The organism is Arthrobacter sp. NPDC058130, assembly GCF_042884475.1.
Lineage (GTDB): Bacteria > Actinomycetota > Actinomycetes > Actinomycetales > Micrococcaceae > Arthrobacter.
In genome coordinates this window covers 109052-130259 of record NZ_JBHVTV010000014.1, presented here as the reverse complement: position 1 = coordinate 130259, position 21208 = coordinate 109052, and the positions used below count along the sequence as shown (strand labels likewise).

The window sequence follows — 21208 nt, the reverse complement described above, 5'->3', positions numbered from 1 at the left end:
CCGGAGCATCCTCCCCTCCTGTTCCCCAGGAGGACGACATGACAGATATTTCAGCACAGCCTGGTTCCGCCAGCCGCTCATCCGCCCGCCGCAACTACAGTTGGCGTGTGGTGGACATTGTGGTGGCCGCCTTGATCGCCGTTGCCGGCGGCGTCATTTTCTGGGCCTGGTCCCAGGGCGCGAACCTAATTTCAACCCCGGTCAACGCCATCTACCCGCCGCTCAGTGGACTCTACGCCGGCGGCTGGATGATCCCCGCCGTGTTGGGCATGCTCATCATCCGCAAGCCGGGCGCAGCGCTCTTCTGCGAAACCGTGGCGGCCACGGGCGAACTCATCATGGGTTCCCAGTACGGCACCACGGTGCTGATCTCCGGTGTCCTGCAGGGCCTCGGCGCGGAGCTGGTCTTCGCGGCCTTCCTCTACAAGAAGTTCAACCTGCCGGTATCGCTGCTGGCCGGGGCGGGTGCGGGCCTCTTCTGCGGCCTGAACGATTCGTTCCTGCCGTGGGGCTGGAACATCGCCTACGAAGCCGGCGACAAGCTCGCGTACATCGTTTTCACCACCATCTCCGGAGCAGTGATTGCCGGCGGACTGTCCTGGCTCGCCACCCGAGGCCTGGCCAAGACCGGAGTGCTGGGCTCCTTTGCCTCCCGCAAGGCCGCCACGGAGCCCGTCTTCTCCTGAGCCGACTTCGCGAACCTACAGCTGAAACCTGCAGACGACTCATGAGACCTTCACCGGGAGTCCGGCCGGCCGCCGTCACGGCCCGCGGCTGGGGCTGGCGGCATGCCGGAAGGCCCCGGCCCGCCGTCAGCGGCCTTGACCTGGACATCCGGCCGGGGGAGCGCGTGCTCCTGCTGGGCCCCTCCGGCGCCGGCAAATCGACGCTGCTCCATGCCCTGGCTGGCGTGCTGGGGGACGGCGCGGCCGGCGCTTCGGGACCGGCGGGAGACGCCGAAGATTCAGACGAGACCGGAAGCCTGCTGATCGACGGCGCCCCGCCACGGGCGCAGCGCGGCCGCGCCGGGCTTGTGCAGCAGGACCCGGAAACGCAGGTGGTCCTCTCCCGCCTCGGCGACGACGTCGCCTTCGGGGCCGAGAACCTTGCCGTCCCCGCGGCGGAGATCTGGCCGCGGGTGGGCGAGGCGCTCGACGACGTCGGGCTGGGCAGTCTGCCGCTGGACCATCCGACGTCGGCGCTCTCCGGCGGGCAAAAGCAGCGGCTGGCGCTCGCCGGGATCCTCGCGATGCGCCCAGGGCTGCTGCTGCTGGACGAGCCGACGGCCAACCTGGACCCCGCGGGAGTCCTGGAGGTCCGCGACGCCGTGGGCCGCTGCCTGGACAAGACCGGCGCCACCCTGGTGGTCGTGGAGCATCGGGTGGCGGTCTGGAAGGACCTCGTGGACCGGATCGTGGTGCTGCAGCCCGGGTCCGCCACGGACTCCGCTGTGTTGATCGACGGGCCGCCGGACCGGGTCCTCGCCGAGGCGCGGGACATGCTCATCGGTGCCGGCGTCTGGGTGCCGGGCCACGTGCCGGCGACGCGGACGCGGCGGCGGGCGCCGGGCTTAGGGCAGCTCCTGCTGGAGGCGGAAAGCCTCGCGGTGTCCCGCGAGCGGCCGCGGCGGGCCGGGCTGCGCGAGCGCTTCCGCACGATCGCGCCGCGTCCGGTCCAGTCCGGGGTATCGGCCCAGGTCCGCGCCGGCGAAGCCCTGACCATTACCGGGCCGAACGGCTCGGGGAAGTCGACCCTGGCGCTCACGCTGGCAGGTCTCCTGCGGCCCGTCGCCGGCACGGTCACGACCGCGGCGGAGCTCACCGGTGGTCCCAGCAGCGGTCCCGGAGGCGCCGGCACCGATCCGTACCGGTGGAAGGCCCAGCAACTGATCGCCAGGATCGGAACCGTGTTCCAGGAACCCGAGCACCAGTTCGTCACCGGCAGGGTCCTCGATGAGCTCATGTTCGGCCCCCGCCACCTCGGCTACGGCGAAGAACGCGTGGCCGAGCTGCTGGAACGGCTCCGGCTGACGGAACTCGTGGACGCCAACCCCTATACGCTCTCCGGCGGCGAGAAGCGGCGCCTGTCGGTCGCCACCGTGCTCGCGGCGCACCCCCGGGTGCTGGTCCTGGACGAGCCCACCTTCGGCCAGGATGCCAACACCTGGGCCGAACTCGCCTCGTTCCTGTCCGAGCTCCTGGACGCTGGCACCGCCGTCGTCTCCGTGACGCACGACGCCGAATTCAGCGCCGTCCTCGGCGGCACGGAACTGCGCCTCCGCCCGCGGGAAGCCGCCGCCGCGGAAGCTCCCGGCCCGGACCTTGAACTCACGGAGGGGGCCTCGCCATGAGGGACGCACTGAGCCTCCGCGGCAACCACGCGCTGCTGACCCGCGCCAACCCGCTCGCCAAGTTTTCTGCGGTCTTCCTGATCACCCTGGTCCTGGCACTGTCCATCGACTGGGTCTCGGCGTCGGTGGCGCTGGCCTTCGAGCTGCTGCTCCTGCCGCTGGCCGGCCTCACAGTGGCATTGCTGTGGCAGCGCGGCTGGCCGCTGATGCTCGCGGCGGCGCTGGGCGGCTGGAGCACCGCCATCCTGGCGCCCGACGCCGGGTCCATCCTGGTCGACGCCGGGATCTGGTCCATCAGCGCCGGCTCCCTGCAGCTGGGGATCGGCTTCATGCTCCGCGGGCTCGCGATCGCGCTGCCGGCGGTGCTGCTGATGAGCTGCACCGACCCCACCGACCTGGCCGACGCCCTGGCCCAGAACGCAAAACTGCCGCACCGGTTCGTCCTGGGCACCCTGGCCGCCATGCGGCTCGTCGGGATCATGGCCGAGCAATGGCAGACGATCGGCATGGCCCGGCGGGCCCGTGGCGTGGGCTCGAGCGGGAACCCCTACCAGCGGTTCCGCGCCGCCCTGGGCCAGAGCTTCGGCCTGCTGGTGCAGGCGATCCGGAGCGCGTCGCGGCTCGCGGTGACCATGGAGGCGCGCGGGTTCGGCGGCGCCGCCCGCACCTGGGCCAGGCCGTCAACGTTCAGCGGGCTCGACGCCTGGGTGCTGCTGGGCGGGCTCGGCATCGCGGCAGCCGCCGTCGCCGCGGCCCTCGGCGCGGGCACCTGGAACCTCGTCTTCCTCGCCCGGCAGTAGCCGGCTCGGCCGGCACGCCCACCGCAAACGGACGGTTATCGCATGGTTTGGGTATTTGTGTGAGATTGACGCCATTCCGGCCGCAATTGCGGGAACGCGTAGCTCATGCGTGATATTTTCGGGACATGACTCAACCGACTGCTGAACACGTAGGCCTCCTGCTCCGCGAAGCGCGCGGGGCCAAGGGCTGGACCCAGGGCCAACTCGCCGCCGAGCTCGGCACGAGCCAGAGCGCCATTGCCCGGATGGAGCAGGGCAAGCAGAACCTGAGCCTAAAGATGATCCAGCGCCTGGAGGCGATCGTCGGGCACAGCATCGTCAACGTGGGCCGGCCCCAAATGACGCACCTCCGCGTCGAGGGCGGCCGCACCCTCTCCGGCGCGGTGGACGTCAACAGCAGCAAGAATGCCGGCGTCGCGCTCTTGTGCGCCAGCCTCATCAACCGTGGCACCACCACGCTGCGGCGGCTGGCCCGGATTGAGGAGGTCAACCGGATCGTGGAGGTGCTGACCAGCATCGGCGTCGAGTGCACCTGGCTCAACGCCAACGACCTCCAGATCCGCCGCCCCGCCGTCCTGGACCTGGCATCGATGGACGTGGAGGCGGCCCGCCGGACCCGCAGCGTCATCATGCTCCTGGGCCCGCTGCTGGACGAGGCCGACACCTACCGGCTGCCCTACGCCGGCGGCTGCGACCTTGGCACCCGCACCGTGCAGCCGCACATGCAGGCCCTGCGCCAGTTCGGCCTCAGCGTGGAAGCGAAGTCCGGGTTCTATGCGGTGCAGGCGCCGCCGTCGGACGGCCACAACCGCTCCTTCGTGCTGAGCGAACGCGGCGACACCGTCACGGAGAACGCCATCATGGCCGCAGCCCACCGCCGCGGCACCACCATCATCCGCAACGCCAGCCCCAACTACATGGTCCAGGACCTCTGCTTCTACCTGCAGATGCTCGGCGTGGAAATCGCAGGCGTTGGCACCACCACGCTGCAGATCACCGGCCGGCCGTCGATCGACGTCGACATCGAATACTTCCCGTCCGAGGACCCGATCGAGGCGATGAGCCTCATTACCGCCGGCATTGTGACGAACTCGGAAGTCACCATCCGCCGCGTGCCGATCGAGTTCATGGAAATTGAACTCGCGACGCTCGAGCAGATGGGCCAGCGGCTTGAGGTCTCGGGGGAATACTTTGCCCGCAACGGCCGCACCCGACTGGTGGACGTCACCACCAAGCCCTCGGAGTTGCGGGCGCCGGAGGACAAGATCCACCCCATGCCGTTCCCCGGCCTGAACATCGACAACCTGCCCTTCTTCGCGGTGATCGCCGCCAACGCCCACGGCCAGACCATGATCCATGACTGGGTCTACGAGAACCGGGCCATCTACCTGACCGAGCTGAACAAACTGGGCGCGCAGGTGCAGCTGCTCGATCCCCACCGAATCTACGTCAACGGGCCCACCAAGTGGCGTGCCGCCGAGGTGGGCTGCCCGCCGGCACTCCGTCCTGCGGCATGCCTGCTGCTGGCCATGCTGGCGGCCCGTGGCGTCTCGGAGCTGCGGAACATCTATGTCATTGAACGCGGCTACGAGGACCTGGCCGAGCGGCTCAACACCATCGGCGCCAAGATCGAGTATTTCCAAGACTGACCCCGCTTTGGTGTAGGGGCGTTTCGACCGATCCTGACGCACAATAGATTCATGCGCACGTTCGGCGTGGAGGAAGAACTGCTGATAGTGGACCCCGAGTCGGGGATGTTGCTTGCCCTCGCTGACCTCATGCTGCCAACGCTGGTTCCGCAGCTGCCGCATCCGGAGGTCGCCAAGGTTCTCCCGGCACAGAGGCCGGTTTACGAGGGCGGCGCCGACTTCAGCTACGAGCTCAAGCTCGAACAGATCGAGACCCAGACGCATCCGTGCCTGGAGTACACCGAACTGCTGCGGCAGCTCAGGCACGGCCGGGCGCTTGCGGACCGGGCAGCGCGGCTCCACGGCGGCCGCGTCGCAGCCCTGGCCACCTCACCCCAGGGTGCCGCGACCCACCTGACGCCGAAACCGCGCTACATGACCATGCAGGAACGTTTCGGGCTCACAGTCCGGAACCAGCTGACCTGCGGCCTCCACGTCCACACCTTCGTGGATTCCCCGGAGGAAGGCGTGGCCGTGATGGACCGGATCCGGGACAAGCTGGCCGTGCTGATCGCCCTCAGCGCGAATTCCCCGTACTGGAACGGCGCGGAGACGGGTTTCGAAAGCTACCGCACCCAGGCCTGGAACCGCTGGCCCGGGTCCGGTCCCACGATGATTTTCGGGAGCCTGCCGGTCTACCGGCGGGTGGTGACCCGGCTGGTGGAAAGCGGCGTCCTGATGGACGAGGGAATGGTCTACTTCGACGCGCGGCTGGCCCGGCAGCATCCCACCGTGGAGGTCCGGGTCGCCGATGTCTGCCTGCGGGCCGAGGACGCGGCGCTGATCGCCGTGCTGGTGCGCGCCCTCGTGGAGTCGGCGTCGCGGGAATGGAACGACGGCGTCGATCCCGCCCCGGTGCCCACGCTGCTGCTGCGGATGGCCGCCTGGCAGGCCAGCAACTGCGGGCTGCGCGGGGAGCTGCTGGACTTCGGCACCTTCACCCCTGCCCCGGCTACGGACGTGGTCTGGGCACTCGTGGACTTTGTGGCCCCAGTGCTGGAAGAACAGGGCGAGCTGGACCTGGTCCGGGAGGGCGTCGCCCGGATCCTGGCGGAGGGCACCGGCTCGCAACTGCAGCGCGGGCCGTTCCGGGTAGGCGGGCTGCCCGCCGTCGTCGAACGTGCCGCCGAAATGACCACGCAGGGCTCCGTTACCGAGCCCCGGCTCGACGAGGGTTCGTCCCTGGGCCCGGTGCGCCGGGGCTGAGCCGAGCCGGAGCCGGCGCCGGCTCAGCTCCGGCGGGCCGATACCCGTTTGAGCGCTGGACCTGCTTGAGCGCTAGACCTGCTTGAGAGCCTGGCCGAGGTCCCGGATAAGGTCCTCGGCATCCTCCAGGCCCACCGAAAGCCGGACCACGCCGTCGCTGAGCCCGATTGCCGCGCGGCCTTCGGGGCCCATCGCGCGGTGCGTCGTGGTGGCCGGGTGCGTGATCAGGGACTTCGCGTCGCCAAGGTTGTTGGAGATGTCGATGATCCGCAGCGCGTCCAGGAGCGCAAAGGCTGCCTCCTTCGCGGTGCGTCCCGGGGAAGGCGAAAGCTCCAGCGTGAGCACGGTGCCGCCGGCCTTCATCTGCTTTACCGCGAGTTCGTGCTGCGGGTGGGACCGCAGCAGCGGGTATTTCACCCAACTCACCGCGGGCTGTCCCTCGAGCCACTCGGCCAGCCGCAGGGCCGTGGCCGAGGAATGGTTCACGCGCAGGGCCATGGTCTCCAGGCCCTTGGTGAGTACCCAGGCGTTGAAGGAGGAGAGCGCCGGGCCGGTGTGCCGCATGAGCTGCTTGACGGGCCCGTCAATGAATTCCTTGGTGCCCAGGATCGCCCCGCCGAGCACGCGTCCCTGACCGTCGATGTGTTTGGTGCCCGAGTAGACGATCACGTCCGCGCCGAGGTCCCCGCAACGCTGCAGCAGCGGGGTGGCGAAGACGTTGTCCACCACCACCGTAGCGCCCGCCGCGTGAGCCAGCCGGCTCACGGCGGCGATGTCCACGAGTTCCTGCATCGGGTTCGACGGCGACTCGAAGAACACCGCCGTGGTGGGCTCGGACAGCGCAGCTTCCCACTGCTCCAGGTCCGGGCCGTCCACGAAGACCGTCTCGACCCCCCAGCGCGGCAGGATCTCGTTGAGAATCACAAAGCACGAGCCGAACAGCGAGCGGGCGGCGACCACCCGGTCGCCGGCCGCCAGCAGCGCACCGAGTGCGGTGAAGACGGCGGACATGCCGGAGGCCGTCGCAAAACACGCCTCCGTTCCCTCTAGCAGCCGGAGCCGCTCCTGGAACGTGGCGACGGACGGGTTGCCGTAGCGGGAGTAGACGAAGCGCTCGTCCTCGCCGGTGAAGGCGCGCTCGGCGGCCGCCGCGGACTCGTAGACGAACCCCGAGTTAAGGAAAATCGGCTCGGTGGTTTCCTGGAAGCCGGTGCGGTCGAGGCCGCCGCGGACGGCTTGGGTGTCGGCGGACCAGGCGGCGGCGTCGGGATTGAAAGTCACTTAAATCTTTCCAAGGTTGGTGGGCAGGCCGCGGTTCTTCCAGCCGTTGACGGTGCGTTCGCCAAACCGGTCAGTCTCGCCTTCGAAGCCTTCAAGAACGTTGTACGCGGTGTAGCCGGCCTGTGCCGCGGCCGTCGCGGCGGCGATCGACCGGGCACCGGAGCGGCACAGGAACAGGAGCTCGACGCCGGTGTCCTCCGGCGCCTGCCGCTTTAGCTGCTCCACGAAGTGCGGGTTCGGGGCGCCGCCGGCGACGTTCCACTGGATGAAGAGCGGATCGTTGTCAGTCCCCTTAGTGTCCGGGATGCCGATGTGGGCCCATTCGCCCTCGGTCCGGACATCCACCAGAACGGCTCCCGCCTCCAGCTTGGCCCACGCCTCATTCGGGCTGAGGTCTCCGGCGTAGCTCATGCGTGGCCCTCGAATGCCCCGTCGGCGCCAAACCCGTCGGCGTCAAAGTCGTCGGCGTCGAGCTCATCGACTGCATTCGCCACTGCGGCGTCCGCGCTCGCAATCGCGGCCGGCAGGACCAGCGCCTGCGCCACGATCACGGTGCTGCCGTTGAAGCTGGCGGCCGGGCTTCCATGCAGGACATAGCCCTCGGCCAGGGCTGCCGATACCCGCTCACAGAAGGCGCGGTCATCCGCCCCGGTGAACAGGCGGTAGGCCAGCTTTTCCTCGCCGGCGGTTGAAGCCTTTGCCGCACTGGGGGCAGCGGTTGTACCGGGTATTGCGGGGGTGGACGTGTCGGGCACGACGGATCTCCTCTTCACGCTTGCAGCTCGAATGGTCGATATGCCGAGTATTCACCTGAGGCACCCCGCCGCGAAAGGGAGGGTTGCCGACCGGCCAGTCAGGGCTTGGCGCCGGTTCTCATTACTCCCCAAAAACGTAACACCTACGACGTCGGGCCGCACCGCCGCCGTCGTCATGTTCCGTAACCGGACGACGTCCAACTACCAATGCCGGCTGGTGGAACGAACGGGGCGCACTGGACAAGTAGTAGCGGGCCCCAGTTTCGGGTACTGCCCACTCGTGTTGGCCGGGACGATCCGCCGTCTACTAGGAGGACAGGTCTGCCGAGTCTGCCGGAGTGGCGGCAGATTCGAGCAGTCCGTGAATTGAGCGGTCCGTGATTCGAGCAGTCCGTGAAATGAGCAGTCCCGCTAATCGAACCGTCTTTCCAGTAATTCGTTGTCAGCAAATCGGTGGCTGGAACCGCCGGAGCCGCAGCCGCGGCCCAGCCGGGGACGCCGGAATGGAGCAATCGTGGGCCCGCGAATACTGGTTACCGGGATCGCAAGTGCTGCCGGCCGGACCGTCGCGGCCCAGCTCGAAGCCCGCGGCCTGCCGTATCTCGGCTCCGACGCCCGTGCCGACACCCGCCAGGACGGGGATGCTCCGGCGGCGGCGGTGGTCAGGCTCCTGCCGGCGACGGACCCGGACATGGTCCTGGACCTGCGCCGGCTCGTGGACCGCGAAGCCATCAACCTCATCATCCCGACGCTCACCGTGGAACTTCCGGTCCTGGCCGCGGCCCGGGCCGGGTTCGCCCAGGACGTGCGGATCATCGTAGGCGACCCTGCGGCGGTTGCCCTCGCCAACGATCAGCTGTTCACCACCTGGGCGCTGCAGGCCGCCGGCATTCCGGTGCCCCGGTTCGGGGTCCCGGGCGACCTCGCCGCCGCGCCGGCATCGCTCGCCGGCCTCAGCGGCCCCGTCGTCGTCAAGCCTCGGGTCTTCAAAGGCTCCCACGGTGTCCACGTGCTGGCCGGAACCGCCGTCGTGAGCTGGAAGAATATGCCGACCGGGCAAATTGTCCAGGAGTTCATCCCGGGAGCCGACTACGTGTGCCTGGTGTTCGGCACGCCGGCGCGCAACGCGATGGCGCCGGTGGCCGTGGTTCTCGAAAAGACCAAAACCCCGTATGGACGGGCCGGCAGCGACGAAGTAAGCCGCAGGGTGCCGGCGGGCCAGGCCGGGGACGTGCGGAAGCTGGGGCTGGCCGCCGTCCGCACCCTCGGGCTGACCGGGCCTGTGCAGGTCCAGATCCGCCGCCGCGCGGACGGGACCCCCGTGGTGCTGGGCGTGTGCGCGACCCTGGGGGAGAACAGCACCTGGGCCCCGGAGATGCTCGACGCCGTGCTGGCAACCTTCATGCTCCCGGCGTTCAACCCGGCGTCCTTCCGGCGGTGCCCGGCAGTTCCCGCCGACGCCCTCGGCTGAGTCGCCCTGGGCTGAGTCGACCTGGGCTGAGGATCCGGCGCCGGCCAGTGTGGACGCAGTCTGCGCGGACGCTCAGTGCGCGATGAGATCGGTTCCGTGTGGGGCCCGGCGCGGGTTGCCGGTGGGGTTGTTGCGCGCGCTCTTGAACAGCCCGATCAGCCCAACGGTCAGGGCAGTCGCCACGAGGAGGATGAGCCGCACGACACCCGCCAGGAGCATGAGCAGCACTAGCCCGATTATGAAGGGCAAACACAAAATGAAAACGGCGACGAGGGTTACAAGATAGCCGAATGCGTAGCCAACAAGGGTTGCCTGATCCATTGGACTGCCGTTCATAGCGAGAGGGCGATTCCCTGAATGCTGCCGATACGTTCTGCAGCTGTGCGGCATGTGGTCCCAGGCCACTTCCGCGGTTCCGGACGCCATGGGCCAAGCAGGATCCCGCGCCACCGCGGTTACGGGATCGGCTCAACCGGGCTCCGGACCGTCAACCGCGTGCCCTAGCGGCCGGACGGTGACGGCTCGCGCGCGCCAATGTGCGGTTCGCGTCTAAGCCGGGTCCCCTGCAGGCGTTGCTCCCGCGCGGACTGTTCCTGGCTCACGCTCATGGATGGATCGTCCCACTTAGCCCGTGTGGCGGACAGGGTCTTCAGGCCTTGCTGCAAGCCGTCCCGCAATATGGTTCCAGGAGAAGTCGGCACTTCGGTCCGGGTGACGTGCCAACTTCGTCTCCTTGGGGATCCTCGGCGCGAACGGCGCGGAAGCCACCGACTCCCGCGCCCGGCGATTTCGAAGGGGCAGGCGGGAGCTCGAGGTCCTCCAACTCCTGGCTGCCGGGCAACGGAACCGAACAATCGCCGCAGCACTCCACATCAGCGAAACACGGTCAAGTTCCACGTCCGCAACCTGTTCCGCAAGCTCGATGTCCGCTCCCGGACGGAGGCAATCGCACTGGCGCACAGCCGCGGCATCCGGTAGCTGAGTGGTATCCGGGGAGAACCCGGGACACCAGGGCCGGACCGGGACGGATCCGGCTGCGATGCTATTCGATCGTGGCGAACAGCTCGCTGAGTTCGGCCGTGAGCTGCCGCCGCAGTTCCGGGGTGCCGATTTCCTGGCCGTCGATGTGGTTCACCGGCGCCAGGAGCCGGATGCTGGAGATCAGCCAGACCGCGTCGGCGTCCAGCAGGTCCTTGGGCTCCAGCGGGCCGTAGCCCAGCTCCCAACCGGCGGCCTTCGCGGCGGTGAACAGGGCGCCCTGTGAGGTGCCCGGCAGGATGCCGCTGTCCAGCTGCGGGGTGATGAGCCGCCGGATGGTCCGCACGCCGCCGGCGCCGTCGTCAACGGTTTCCAGGTGGGCCAGCAGCACGGTCGACGTCGGTCCCTCCAGGACCCGGCCGTCCGCGGACGTGAAGATGACGTCGTCGGCGCCCTGCTGGTGGGCGTAGCGCAGCGCCGCCATGTTCACGGCGTAGGAGAGGGTCTTGGCGCCAAGCAGGAGCCAGGGGGCGCGCTCGCCGACTTCGCTGTCGTAGCCTCGGTCCAGCAGGATGACGTCTATTCCGGTCTCGCGCTGCCGGCGGCCGGCGGCCGCGGGGGCGGAGGCCTGGACCCAGCAGGTGGGGGCCGAGGCGCCCTCCGGGCCGCGGGTGACGAGCAGCTTCACCACGACCTCGTCCTTGCCTCCCCCGGCAGCCGCGGCGGGATCCTGCCGCCGGAACTCGCCGATGGCCGTTTCCACTGCCCGCCGCCAGAGGTCCCCGGCCGGGATGTCCAGCTCGAGCAGCCGGGCCGAGCTCGCCAGCCGGGTCAGGTGCGCCTGGATCTTGCGGGGCCTGCCGCCCACAGCCAGCAGCGATTCGAAAACGCCGTCGCCGCGGGTGGCGCCGAGGTCCGTGGCCATCAGTTGCGGCTTCGACGCGTCGGCAATGCGGCCGCCGTCGAACGCGGGGTCGAGGAACACCAGTACGGTCGCGGGCGCAGGAATGGAGGCGGGAGAGGTCATGGCTCCAGCTTAGTCTCGGTGGTCCCGGGATAGGATTTGCTCGTTGCCCGTTCTGGAACTGTTCCGCGGGCTTTGTACTTTGAGGGGTTCGCCTGTGTTGTGGCCATTTCCGCTGGCGGAAACTTTACCGCCGTGGGCGGCTCTGATCCTGACCCTGGTCGACGTCGCCATCCGCGTGCTTGCCCTGGGCATTATCCCCGGAAACCGGCGGCCCACCACGGCGATGGCCTGGCTGCTGGGCATCTTCATTGTGCCGACGCTGGGCCTGATCCTGTTCCTGCTGTTCGGCAATTTCCGGCTCTCCCGCCGCCGCCGCGCCCAGCAGGACGCGGTCAACACCCGGATCCGGGCCGGGACGTCGGAGCTGCAGGCCGTGGAGAGCCGCTACGGCGGGCCGGAATGGGTGGCATCTGCCGCTGAACTGAACAAGACACTGGGATCGCTGCCGATGGTGGACGGCAACAGCGTGGAGCTCCTGCCCGGCTACCCCGACTCGATCAAGGCCATGGCCGAGGCGGTCCGCGGCGCCAAGTCCTTCGTCAACGCCGAGTTCTACATCATGAGCACGGACCACGTCACCGACGACCTGTTCACCGCGCTGGAGGAGGCGGCGGAGCGCGGCGTCGAGGTCCGCGTCCTGTTCGACCACCTCGGCACGCTCCGGATCAAGGGCTACCGCCAGCTGAAGGCCCGGCTCAACGCCAGCAAGATCCGCTGGCGGCCCATGCTGCCGCTGCGCCCGGTGCACGGCCAGTGGCGCCGCCCGGACCTCCGCAACCACCGCAAGATCATGGTGATCGACGGCGAGATTGCGTTCACCGGATCGCAGAACCTGATCGAGCCGTCCTACAACAATCCCAAGCACCGCAAGGTGGGCCGCGAATGGGTGGAGCTGATGGCCTGCCTGCGCGGGCCGATCGTCACCACCTTGAACGTGGTGTTCGCGACCGACTGGCTTAGCGAAACCGACGAATCCCTGGAGGAGCAGCTCGAACACGAGCCGGAGTCCCACCCCGGAAACATCACGGCCCAGGTGGTCCCCAGCGGCCCCGGGTTCATTACGGAGAACAACCTGCGGCTCTTCAACACCCTGATCTACTCGGCGCAGCACAAGGTCTCGCTGTGCAGCCCGTACTTCGTCCCGGACGACTCGCTGCTTTATGCGGTGACGACGGCGGCGCAGCGCGGCGTCGAGGTGGAACTCTTCGTCTCGGAAAAGGGCGACCAGTTCCTCGTCCACCACGCGCAACAGTCGTACTACCAGGCCCTGCTCGAGGCAGGCGTGCGGATCTACCTTTACAAGGCGCCCTTCGTGCTGCACGCCAAGCACTTCACCATCGACAACGAGGTTGCCGTGCTCGGCTCCAGCAACATGGACATGCGCTCCTTCTCGCTGAACCTCGAGGTCTCCGTGATGCTCCTCGGCGAGGACATTGTGCAGCGGATCCGAGCCGTGGAGGACACTTACCGCAGCATCTCGCACGAACTTTTGCTCGAGGACTGGATGAAACGGCCCATGAAGGTCAAATATGTGGACAACGTGGCGCGGCTGAGCGCAACCCTGCAGTAACCCGGAACGCTTTCCCGTCGCATCGATGGCACCGGAATTTCAGGCCAAGGTCACAAGATGCCGCATCAACGTGGGGTAGCTTGAGGCTTATGCTGACCGGATTCAAGAATTTCATCATGAAGGGCAACGTCGTAGACCTTGCCGTAGCTGTCGTGATTGGTGCGGCCTTCGGCACCGTCGTCACGGCCCTGGTCCAGAGCGTCCTCATGCCGTTCATTGCGGCCCTGGTCGGTTCGCCCAACTTCGACAGTTTCGCCGTCGTGACCCTGAACGGAAACGACATCAACTTCGGCGTGCTGCTCACCGCAGTCGTCAACTTCCTCCTGGTGGCCGCGGCCATCTACTTCGTCATTGTCGTGCCCATGAACCACATGGTTGAACGCCGCAACCGGCGCCTCGGCATCAACCCGGACGTCAAGGAAGAGGCGGCGGAAGATCCACAGATCGCCTTGCTCACCGAAATCCGCGACTCCCTGCAACAAGAGCGGCGCCACTAGAACCTCTGCACTCAGCCTTGGGGGAACCCGGCGCCCAGGGCCGAGAGGACGCCGAACGCCTTGGTCCGGACTTCCTCGTACTCCTCCTGCGGGGAGGAGTCGGCGGTGACGGCGCCGCCGACGCCGAGACTCAGTTCCCGCGCGCCGTCGCCGTGGTCGGTGATCACCAGGGTCCGGATCGCCACGGAGAGGTCCGCGGCACCGTTGAGGGAGAAATAGCCGATCGCACCGGAGTACACGCCTCGCGGCGCGGCTTCCAGCCGGTCCAGGATGGCCATGGTGCTGACCTTCGGGGCGCCGGTCATCGAACCGGCGGGGAAGCAGGCGGCGACAGCCTCGGCCCGGGGCAGTCCGGGCCGCAGCTGGGCGTCGATGGTGCTCACCATTTGGTGCACGGTGGCGTAGCTCTCGATCGCGCACAGCCGGCTGACGGCCACCGAACCCGGGACGGCGAAGTGGCTGAGGTCATTGCGCAGCAGGTCCACAATCATGATGTTTTCCGCGCGGTCCTTGGCCGAAGACTCCAGTTCCCGCCGCAGGGCAGCATCCGCGCCCGGGTCCGGATCCCGGCGGCGCGTGCCCTTGATCGGTTCGGCCCGCATCCTGCCGTCCGCGGCGATCTGCAGGAAGCGCTCCGGCGACGTGCTCGCCACGGCGAGGTCGCCGAACCGCAGGTAGCTGGCGAAAGGGGCCGGGTTGCGGCGCCGCAGGTCCAGGTACGTCTGCCACGGCTCCGTTCCCTCCACTTCTTCGGGCGAGGCCGCTGTGAGCGCCGTGGTCAGGCAGACCTCGTAGGTGTTGCCCTCCGCAATCTCACGCTGGGCCTCGGTGACCTTGGCCTTGTAGCCGGCTTCCGTGTCCCGGGCAGTGAAGAGAGGGGCAGTGGCGCGCGGGGCAGCAACGGCTGCACCGGGGCGGCCGGTGAAGTCCGTTGCCGGGGAGACATGCGCCGGGGCGGCGTGGCCCGGGGCGGCCGCGGCGACGGCCGTGCGGGCCGCCTCGAGCCAGCCGTCGGCGTCGGATGCGTCCAGGGTCAGCAGCCAGACCGTGTCCTCGGCATGGTCAAGGACAACGGCACGGCCGGCGAAGATCAGGCAGGCGTCCGGCGTGTTGGCGGCAACATCATTGCCGCCGGTTTCGCGCTTGAGCTCATAGCCCAGGTACCCGAGCCAGCCCAGGGCGAATTCGCACGGGTATTCCTCCGGGGCGCGAAGCGCGCGGCGTCCCCAGGCGCCGTCCAGCCAGCGGAAGAACGGGCCGTCGGTGGTCACGGAAGCCTGGCCCGCACTGACGCGGGTCTGTCCGGAACTGTGCCGGACGGCCTGGCCGAAGCGGCCGCCGTCGTCGGCCAGGATGCTGAAGCGGCTGCGCTCCGCGGCCTCCGGGGCGAGGCCTGCAGGGTCCAGCGAGGAGTCGAGCCACACGGCGTTGGCCGACCCGCCGAAGAGCGCCGCAAACAGCTGCGCGGCCTCGGGCTGGGCGTCGATCCGTTCTGCGACCAGGTGCAGGCCGCGCCGGGCGGCGAGTTCGGGCAGCAGGGCGGGGGCGACGGCGGGAAGGTACTGCAGGGCCTGCAGGACGTCGTCGGGGGCGGTGCCATCGGCCAGGTTGAGCACGTGCACATCCGCGCGGGCGGGGACGTCGTCGTCGGCCAGCCACTCGGCCTCCTGGGCAGCCCATTGGTCCCAGAACGGTTCGTAGGTGTCGCCGTCCCGGGCCAGCGCCCGGGCCCGGCGCTCGGAGTCCGAGGAGTCCGCCCAGATCACGGCGTCCAGCAGGGGGCGTGCCGCGGCCGCGGCCGCACCGACGCCCTCCACCAGGACAATTTCGGCCGGACGCGTGGTGCGGGCCTCGCCGTCGTAATGCCGCTCCCAGTCCCAGCTGACCCATTCCGCACTCTCCCCGCGCCGCAGGGGCGAAAGCACGGTGGTGACGTAGCGTTCGATCCCGGCCGCAAGCCCGTTCCAGCCGGGATAGATGTCCTCCAGGTGGAAGAGCGAGACCTTGTGGTGTTCCCTGAGCCGTGCCGCCAGTTCGATGGCCAGGGTTGTCTTGCCGGAGCCGGACCGCCCGTCGATTGCGATGATGACGGGTGCTGGGCTCATGAAATAGAGCGTACCCGCTGGCCTTCGCTGCCGTGATGTTGCCCGTCCTGCCGCTGAATCTGTGTGCGGACGTGCTCCACAATCCCCGGAACTGAGGCCCGGATGAGGTCCCAGGTGGTGTCGAAGTCGGTGTGGCCGCCGTACCAGGGGTCCTCGATGCCCTGCTCCAGCGGGTCCTTGTCCGCCACTGCGGGGTCGAAGCTGCGGAGCATGCGGATCTTGGCAAGCGATTCGGGGTCCGGGGCGCCCTGACGGAGCCAACCGTAGTGGTCGACGTCGAGTGCCAGGATCAGATCCCGGCCGGCGAACCATTCGGGGCGCCATTCGCGCGCCATATGGCGGTCCGAGGCGATGTTCTGGGCGGTGAGTTTGCGCGCGGCCCGGGGATCGATGGGCCGGCCGGCCTCATAAGCGGTGGTGCCGGCGGAATCGACGATGACCTCCGTGAGGTGCCCGGCCCGGAATGCCTCCGCCAGCATGAGTTCGGCCATCGGAGACCGGCAGATGTTTCCGGTGCAGACCGCGATGATCCGGTACTGGCTCGACATTGAGGTCATAGCTAAGCATGAATGATCCCGGACGTCTTGGCTAGCGGATGCCCCCGAAGTGTTACAAAACGTGTCAATTGATATTCACTCCTTGTCATGGCCGGAATCGCGTGCCGCCGGGCCAAGACCAAGGTGCCGGACCAACGCGTCGAGGACCGGCAGTTGGCCCTTGACCAGCCTGGACCGGGCCGAGGGCTCCGCGGTCCATTCGGCGCGGTCGATTTCGGGGAAGCTGCTGACCTTGCCGGATCCCCTCGGCCACTCCAGCTCGAAGGTGTTGCTCACGATTCGCTCGGGCTGAAAGTCCGATTCCGCGGTGAAGACCGTGATGACCTTGCCGGAGGGCTGCCGGAAGTCGCCGAGCCGTTGGTAGTCGGCGGCGGGTGCCGGCGTGCCGATTTCCTCCGCGAACTCGCGGTGCGCGGCCACCAGCGCGTCCTCGTCAGCCGGGTATTCCCCCTTGGGGATGGACCACGCCTGGGTTTCCTTGCGGGCCCAGAAGGGTCCGCCCATGTGGGCTATCCAGACTTCCAGCTGCGGTGCGCCGGTCCGTTGGGGTGGTGTACTGGGCTGTTGGGATTCAGTGCCCAGCCGGTACAGCAAAATGCCCGCGCTCCGAACGGTCATGGCACCTCCTGCTCCCAAGCGTAGTCGGGTGGCGGATTAGGACGCCGGTCCCCACAAAGCTTTGCGGAGCAGGCCCTTGAGTGCGGTGACCTCGGGGCCGCTGAGGCCGGTCAGGGCAGCGGCTTCCGCCGCGCGCGCGGCCGCTTCCGCCTGGCGGAACAGGGCGGACCCCTCCGCCGTCGCGGTGACAATTTTGGCCCGCCGGTCCTGTTTGCCCGGGGCCCGAAGGACCAGCCCGCGCTTTTCCAGTTCATCGATGATGGCGACGATCTGGCTGGGGTCCAGGCTGAGGAACTCCGCCATCTCGCGCTGCGTGGGCTCCAGGTCGGAGTTGGCCAGTGCGAGCACCGAGTACGAGCGCTCCTTGAGGCCGAACCCGGCCAGCGCTCGGTTGTTCAGGACCGAGCCCGCGGCGTGCAGTTTGGCGAGCAGGAACCCTGCATCCTGGCTGATCGTCGCCGCCACGAGCTTCTCGGCTGGTGCGCTCTCCAGCTGTTCGTCCACTTCGGTTGCCATGAACAACTCCAATAGTCCAAAAAATAAATCGTTGACTTTTTCAACTATCCATATTTTCATGGATACAGAACAGCATCCCACGCGGAACGGCAGGATGCACAAGGCAGCTAGCAAGGGAGCGGCAATGAGCCTGACAGGCAAGGTAGCAATCGTCACCGGCAGCGGACGGGGCCTGGGCCTCGCCTACGCCCGGGAGCTGGCCCGCCGGGGCGCCGCCGTCATCGTCAACGACGTCGACGCGGAGGTCGCCGCCGAAGCCGTCCGGACCATCGAGTCCGACGGCGGCCGGGCCGCCGCCGTCGTTGCCCCGGTGGGCAGCTCCGAGGTTGCCCGGCAACTGGTGCAGGCAGCCGTCAGTGAGTTTGGCCGCCTCGACATCCTCGTCACCAATGCGGGCATCCTGCGGGACAAGAGCCTGCTGAAGATGACGGACGAGGACTTCGACGCGGTCATCAACGTCCACCTGCGCGGCACCTTCACCTGCGTCCGCGAGGCCTTCGGTTACTTCAAGGAGCACGGTATCCCCGGCCGCATCATCACCATCGGTTCACCGACAGGCCAGCGGGGCAACTTCGGCCAGACCAACTACGCCGCCGCGAAGGCCGGGATCGTGGGCATGGTGCGGACCTGGGCGCTGGAAATGAAAAAGGCCGGCGTCACGGCCAACGCCGTCATCCCGGTGGCCGCCACGGCCATGACCAGGACCGTCCCGTACTTCCAGAAAGCCGTTGAGGCGGATGACCGCGGAGAGGCCATGCCGTCCTTCTTCCGCCACGAGCTGGGCTTCGGCACAGCCGACGACGTCTCAGGGCTCGTCGCCTTCCTCGCCTCCGACGCGGCTGCCGGGGTGTCCGGCCAGGCGATCGGCGCGGGCGGTGACCGGCTGCAGGTCTGGACCCACCCCGAGGCCGCGGCCACCGAGTACCGTGAGGGCGGCTGGGGCTACCAGGATCTCGTCGAGAGCTTCGGTGCGCTGTTTGGCGACAAACTCCAAAGCGTCGGCGAGGACTTCCTGCCGCTGCCGGAAGACCTGAAGCCGGCAGAGCCGGCCGGGGCCCGCTGACATGGCTGCCCAGCGCTACGAACTCGGTATCGACGCCGCGAAGCTCGATGCGATCGACATGCACGTGCACCTCGAAGTGGACAGTTGCGGCCACGGATCCCTGCCGGCGGCCCTGACCGAGGCCTCCGCCAAGTACTTCAGGGCCGAGGACCGCACTCCGTCGCTGGACCGGATCGCGGAGATCTACCGCGGACTGAACATGGCCGCCGTCGTCTTCACCGTGGACGCCCGGACCCAGCTCAAGCACGAGCCCAACAGCATCCCGGAACTTATCGCCGGCGCCGCCCGCAACAACGACGTCCTGATCCCCTTCGGCAGCGTGGACCCCCGCACCGGCGCCGAGGCCATCCAGGGTGCCAAGCACCAGGCAATCGATCTCGGCGCCCGGGGCTTCAAGTTCCACCCGAGCCTGCAGGGCTTCGATCCGTCCAACGAGCAGTTCTACCCGCTCTGGGAAACGCTCCAGGAACTGGGGCTGCCGGCCATCTTCCACACTGGCCAGAACGGCATGGGCGCCGGCCTTCCAGGCGGCTACGGCATCAAGCTGGCCTACTCCAACCCGCTCCTGCTCGACGCCGTTGCCGCCGACTTCCCGGAGCTGCAGATCATCATGGCCCACCCCTCGGTGCCGTGGCAGGACGAGGCCAATTCGATCGCCACGCACAAGGCCAACGTGTTCATCGACCTGTCCGGCTGGTCACCGAAATACTTTCCGGAGTCGCTGGTCCGCATGGCCAACTCGGTGCTGCAGGACAAGGTGCTCTTTGGAACGGATTACCCGCTGATCACGCCGCAGAAGTGGCTGGGCGCCTTCGCGGACCTGCCGCTCAAGGACGAGGTCAGGCCGAAGATCCTCAAGGACAACGCGGTCCGGCTGCTTGGCCTTGGAGGCCAAATTGAGCGTTGAAGCCCGACCCGAGGCGGTCCGGGGGACCGCGCCACAAGAGCGTCTGTACAGCGCCTGCGATTACTACGACGCCGAATCCCTCCTCACGGACGGCGAGCGGCACGTTCTCGGCAGGCTGCGGAGCTTCCTCGACGAGCAGGCACAGCCGCTGCTGGCCGACTACTGGGAACGCGGCGAGTTCCCGGAGCAGCTGGCGCAGCCCCTGATTGACTTGGACCTCATGGAGCCGGCGGAACTGACCGGAGCCCCGGGATCCAGACCCGCCCGGGGCATCTACCAGGGTTTCCGGATCTTCGAACTCGCCAGGACGGACGCCTCTCTAGCCACCTGGTACACGGCCCAGGCCGGGCTGTTCCGCACGGCTATCCGGGTGGGAGCGTCGGCGGAGCAGCAGGCCGAATGGATGCCGAAAGTCATTGACTTCTCGCTGAAGGGCGTGTTTTCGCTGACCGAACCGGAATCCGGCTCAGACATCGCCGGCGGGCTGTCCACCGCAGCGCGGCGGGTCCGCGACAGCGGCGGCGACTACTGGGTTCTCGACGGCGCTAAGCGTTGGATCGGGGGCGCCGCCACGGCCGACGTGCTGGCCGTGTTCGCCCGGGACGTTGCCGACCACCAGGTCAAGGCGTTCCTCGTGGACCGGCAGGCCGAGGGGGTGACGCTCGAGAAAATCCACGGCAAGACGTCCCTGCGGATGATGCAGAACGCCCACATCACCCTCGACGGCGTCCGGGTTCCCGAAGCCATGCGCCTGCACAACGTGAACTCCTTCCGGGACGTCGCCGCGATGCTCCGGGCCATGCGCTCCGACGTCGCCTGGATCGCCACCGGCATTTCCGCCGGGGCCTTCGAGGCGGCCCTCCGCTACGTCACGCAGCGCCAGCAGTTCGGCCGCCCGCTGGGATCCTTCCAGTTGGTCCAGGAGAAACTGGCCCGGATGCTCGGCAACGTCACCTCCTCCCTGTCTCTGGTGGTCCGGCTGACCGAACAGCAGGACAGGGGCATCTACCGCGACCAGGACTCCGCCCTCGCCAAGATGCAGGCGTCGCTGCTCATGCGCGAGACCGTGGCCCTGGCCCGGGAGGTGGTCGGCGGGAACGGCATTACGCTCGCGTCCGACGTCGCCCGGTTCCATGCCGACGCCGAGGCTGTCTACTCCTACGAGGGCACCCACGAGATCAACGCACTCATCATTGGCCGGGCCCTCACCGGCGAAAGCGCCTTCACCCGCTGACCAGCACCAACCCCGGAACCCGGCACCCGCCGTCGTACTTTCACCGAACCAACAAACCAAGCCCAACCAGGAGGCAAAGATGCCCAACCTCGTCGTCGACTTCGACAAACTGCTCACCCTCGCCGGCACCGACCTCGGCGCCACCGACTACCGCGAAATCACCCAGGAACAGATCAACAAATTCGCCGACGCCACCGGGGACGACCAGTGGATCCACATGGACCCGGAACGCGCCAAGGACGGCCCCTTCGGCGCCACGATCGCCCACGGCTTCCTCACCCTCTCGCTCATCATCCCGTTCTGGGGCGAACTGTTCGACGTCGACGGCGTCACCACCAAGGTCAACTACGGACTCGACAAGGTCCGCTTCACCTCCCCGGTCAAGGTGGGCTCACGCATCCGCATGCGCGCAACCATCGCAGAGGTCACCGAGGTCAAGGGCGGTGCCCAGATCAAGGTGGCCAACACGATCGAGATCGAAGGCCAGGAGCGCCCCGCCGTCGTTGCCGAGTTCCTCGCCCGCTTCTACAAGTAGGCCGCTTCTACGTCAGCGGCTACGGCTGCTGCACCATCCCTCTGCTCCCC

At 68.1% G+C, this 21208-nt stretch carries 21 protein-coding genes, 1 pseudogene and 1 riboswitch; of the genes and pseudogenes, 13 read left to right on the top strand and 9 right to left on the bottom strand.

Going from position 1 to position 21208, the window contains the following annotated elements:
- The first annotated feature begins 38 nt into the window (after window positions 1–38).
- The 5 genes from ACFVTM_RS19840 (at window position 39) to ACFVTM_RS19820 (ending at window position 6044) form a co-directional block, all read left to right on the top strand.
- A complete protein-coding gene (locus ACFVTM_RS19840) occupies window positions 39–686 on the top strand; it encodes an ECF transporter S component (RefSeq protein ID WP_390205688.1) in 648 nt (215 codons plus the stop codon).
- Between the two features lie 41 nt (window positions 687–727).
- Window positions 728–2350, top strand: a complete 1623-nt coding sequence (locus ACFVTM_RS19835) for an ABC transporter ATP-binding protein (protein WP_390205686.1) — start codon at window positions 728–730, stop codon at window positions 2348–2350.
- Complete coding sequence (locus tag ACFVTM_RS19830; protein ID WP_390205685.1) at window positions 2347–3150, top strand: energy-coupling factor transporter transmembrane component T family protein; 804 nt, start codon at window positions 2347–2349, stop codon at window positions 3148–3150. Before ACFVTM_RS19835 ends, ACFVTM_RS19830 begins: the two co-directional genes overlap by 4 nt.
- Window positions 3151–3275: 125 nt before the next feature.
- Window positions 3276–4799, top strand: coding sequence for a UDP-N-acetylglucosamine 1-carboxyvinyltransferase (locus ACFVTM_RS19825; protein ID WP_390205684.1), 1524 nt, complete (start codon window positions 3276–3278; stop codon window positions 4797–4799).
- 51 nt (window positions 4800–4850) lie between these two features.
- A complete protein-coding gene (locus ACFVTM_RS19820) occupies window positions 4851–6044 on the top strand; it encodes a glutamate--cysteine ligase (protein ID WP_390205683.1) in 1194 nt (397 codons plus the stop codon).
- A 72-nt stretch (window positions 6045–6116) separates the two neighbouring features.
- Here ACFVTM_RS19820 and ACFVTM_RS19815 read toward each other — a convergent pair whose 3' ends face one another.
- From ACFVTM_RS19815 to ACFVTM_RS19805, 3 genes are read right to left on the bottom strand one after another with little or no spacing between them, the layout of a single operon-like run.
- Window positions 6117–7325, bottom strand: coding sequence for an O-succinylhomoserine sulfhydrylase (locus tag ACFVTM_RS19815; RefSeq protein WP_390205682.1), 1209 nt, complete (start codon window positions 7323–7325; stop codon window positions 6117–6119).
- A complete protein-coding gene (locus ACFVTM_RS19810; protein ID WP_390205681.1) occupies window positions 7326–7736 on the bottom strand; it encodes a rhodanese-like domain-containing protein in 411 nt (136 codons plus the stop codon).
- On the bottom strand, window positions 7733–8056 hold the full coding sequence (locus tag ACFVTM_RS19805; protein WP_390205712.1) for a DUF1737 domain-containing protein: 324 nt from the start codon (window positions 8054–8056) through the stop codon (window positions 7733–7735). Before ACFVTM_RS19805 ends, ACFVTM_RS19810 begins: the two co-directional genes overlap by 4 nt.
- A gap of 35 nt (window positions 8057–8091) precedes the next feature.
- Window positions 8092–8206: riboswitch (SAM riboswitch) on the bottom strand.
- A gap of 388 nt (window positions 8207–8594) precedes the next feature.
- Between ACFVTM_RS19805 and ACFVTM_RS19800 the strand changes: the two genes are divergently transcribed.
- Window positions 8595–9551: a hypothetical protein gene (locus ACFVTM_RS19800; protein ID WP_390205680.1), complete on the top strand. Its 957-nt coding sequence runs from the start codon at window positions 8595–8597 to the stop codon at window positions 9549–9551.
- Between the two features lie 72 nt (window positions 9552–9623).
- Here the strand turns inward: ACFVTM_RS19800 and ACFVTM_RS19795 are convergent, their stop codons facing one another.
- The gene (locus tag ACFVTM_RS19795) at window positions 9624–9872 is read right to left on the bottom strand and encodes a hypothetical protein (RefSeq protein WP_390205679.1); all 249 of its coding nucleotides are present in this window, start codon (window positions 9870–9872) and stop codon (window positions 9624–9626) included.
- A gap of 481 nt (window positions 9873–10353) precedes the next feature.
- On the opposite strand from ACFVTM_RS19795, the pseudogene ACFVTM_RS19790 reads away from it, so the two are divergent.
- Window positions 10354–10529, top strand: a pseudogene (locus tag ACFVTM_RS19790) (response regulator transcription factor); the annotation flags it as partial.
- Window positions 10530–10593: 64 nt separating this feature from the next.
- On the opposite strand, the gene ACFVTM_RS19785 reads toward ACFVTM_RS19790, so the two are convergent.
- A complete protein-coding gene (locus tag ACFVTM_RS19785) occupies window positions 10594–11556 on the bottom strand; it encodes an aminodeoxychorismate lyase (protein ID WP_390205678.1) in 963 nt (320 codons plus the stop codon).
- 94 nt (window positions 11557–11650) lie between these two features.
- On the opposite strand from ACFVTM_RS19785, the gene cls reads away from it, so the two are divergent.
- Together cls and mscL are read left to right on the top strand one after the other, a co-directional pair.
- Window positions 11651–13126: a cardiolipin synthase gene (gene cls / locus ACFVTM_RS19780; RefSeq protein WP_390205676.1), complete on the top strand. Its 1476-nt coding sequence runs from the start codon at window positions 11651–11653 to the stop codon at window positions 13124–13126.
- Window positions 13127–13215: 89 nt separating this feature from the next.
- Window positions 13216–13623 carry a large conductance mechanosensitive channel protein MscL gene (gene mscL / locus ACFVTM_RS19775; protein ID WP_390205675.1) on the top strand — a complete coding sequence of 136 codons (408 nt, stop codon included), beginning with the start codon at window positions 13216–13218 and terminating at the stop codon, window positions 13621–13623.
- 11 nt (window positions 13624–13634) lie between these two features.
- Here mscL and pabB read toward each other — a convergent pair whose 3' ends face one another.
- From pabB to ACFVTM_RS19755, 4 genes are all read right to left on the bottom strand, one after another.
- Window positions 13635–15728, bottom strand: coding sequence for an aminodeoxychorismate synthase component I (pabB, locus tag ACFVTM_RS19770; RefSeq protein WP_390205673.1), 2094 nt, complete (start codon window positions 15726–15728; stop codon window positions 13635–13637).
- Window positions 15725–16285, bottom strand: coding sequence for a low molecular weight protein-tyrosine-phosphatase (locus ACFVTM_RS19765; protein WP_390205671.1), 561 nt, complete (start codon window positions 16283–16285; stop codon window positions 15725–15727). The genes pabB and ACFVTM_RS19765 overlap by 4 nt, the downstream gene beginning before the upstream one ends.
- Window positions 16286–16360: 75 nt before the next feature.
- Complete coding sequence (locus ACFVTM_RS19760) at window positions 16361–16903, bottom strand: NUDIX domain-containing protein (protein WP_390205670.1); 543 nt, start codon at window positions 16901–16903, stop codon at window positions 16361–16363.
- A 36-nt stretch (window positions 16904–16939) separates the two neighbouring features.
- Complete coding sequence (locus tag ACFVTM_RS19755) at window positions 16940–17419, bottom strand: MarR family winged helix-turn-helix transcriptional regulator (RefSeq protein WP_390205668.1); 480 nt, start codon at window positions 17417–17419, stop codon at window positions 16940–16942.
- A 124-nt stretch (window positions 17420–17543) separates the two neighbouring features.
- Here ACFVTM_RS19755 and ACFVTM_RS19750 point away from each other — a divergent pair, with 124 nt between their 5' ends.
- The 4 genes from ACFVTM_RS19750 (at window position 17544) to ACFVTM_RS19735 (ending at window position 21158) form a co-directional block, all read left to right on the top strand.
- Window positions 17544–18482, top strand: coding sequence for an SDR family NAD(P)-dependent oxidoreductase (locus ACFVTM_RS19750; protein ID WP_390205667.1), 939 nt, complete (start codon window positions 17544–17546; stop codon window positions 18480–18482).
- A gap of 1 nt (window position 18483) precedes the next feature.
- Window positions 18484–19389: an amidohydrolase family protein gene (locus ACFVTM_RS19745; protein WP_390205665.1), complete on the top strand. Its 906-nt coding sequence runs from the start codon at window positions 18484–18486 to the stop codon at window positions 19387–19389.
- The gene (locus ACFVTM_RS19740; protein WP_390205663.1) at window positions 19379–20623 is read left to right on the top strand and encodes an acyl-CoA dehydrogenase family protein; all 1245 of its coding nucleotides are present in this window, start codon (window positions 19379–19381) and stop codon (window positions 20621–20623) included. The genes ACFVTM_RS19745 and ACFVTM_RS19740 overlap by 11 nt, the downstream gene beginning before the upstream one ends.
- Window positions 20624–20702: 79 nt before the next feature.
- Window positions 20703–21158: a MaoC family dehydratase gene (locus ACFVTM_RS19735; RefSeq protein ID WP_390205662.1), complete on the top strand. Its 456-nt coding sequence runs from the start codon at window positions 20703–20705 to the stop codon at window positions 21156–21158.
- Window positions 21159–21208: the final 50 nt, after the last annotated feature.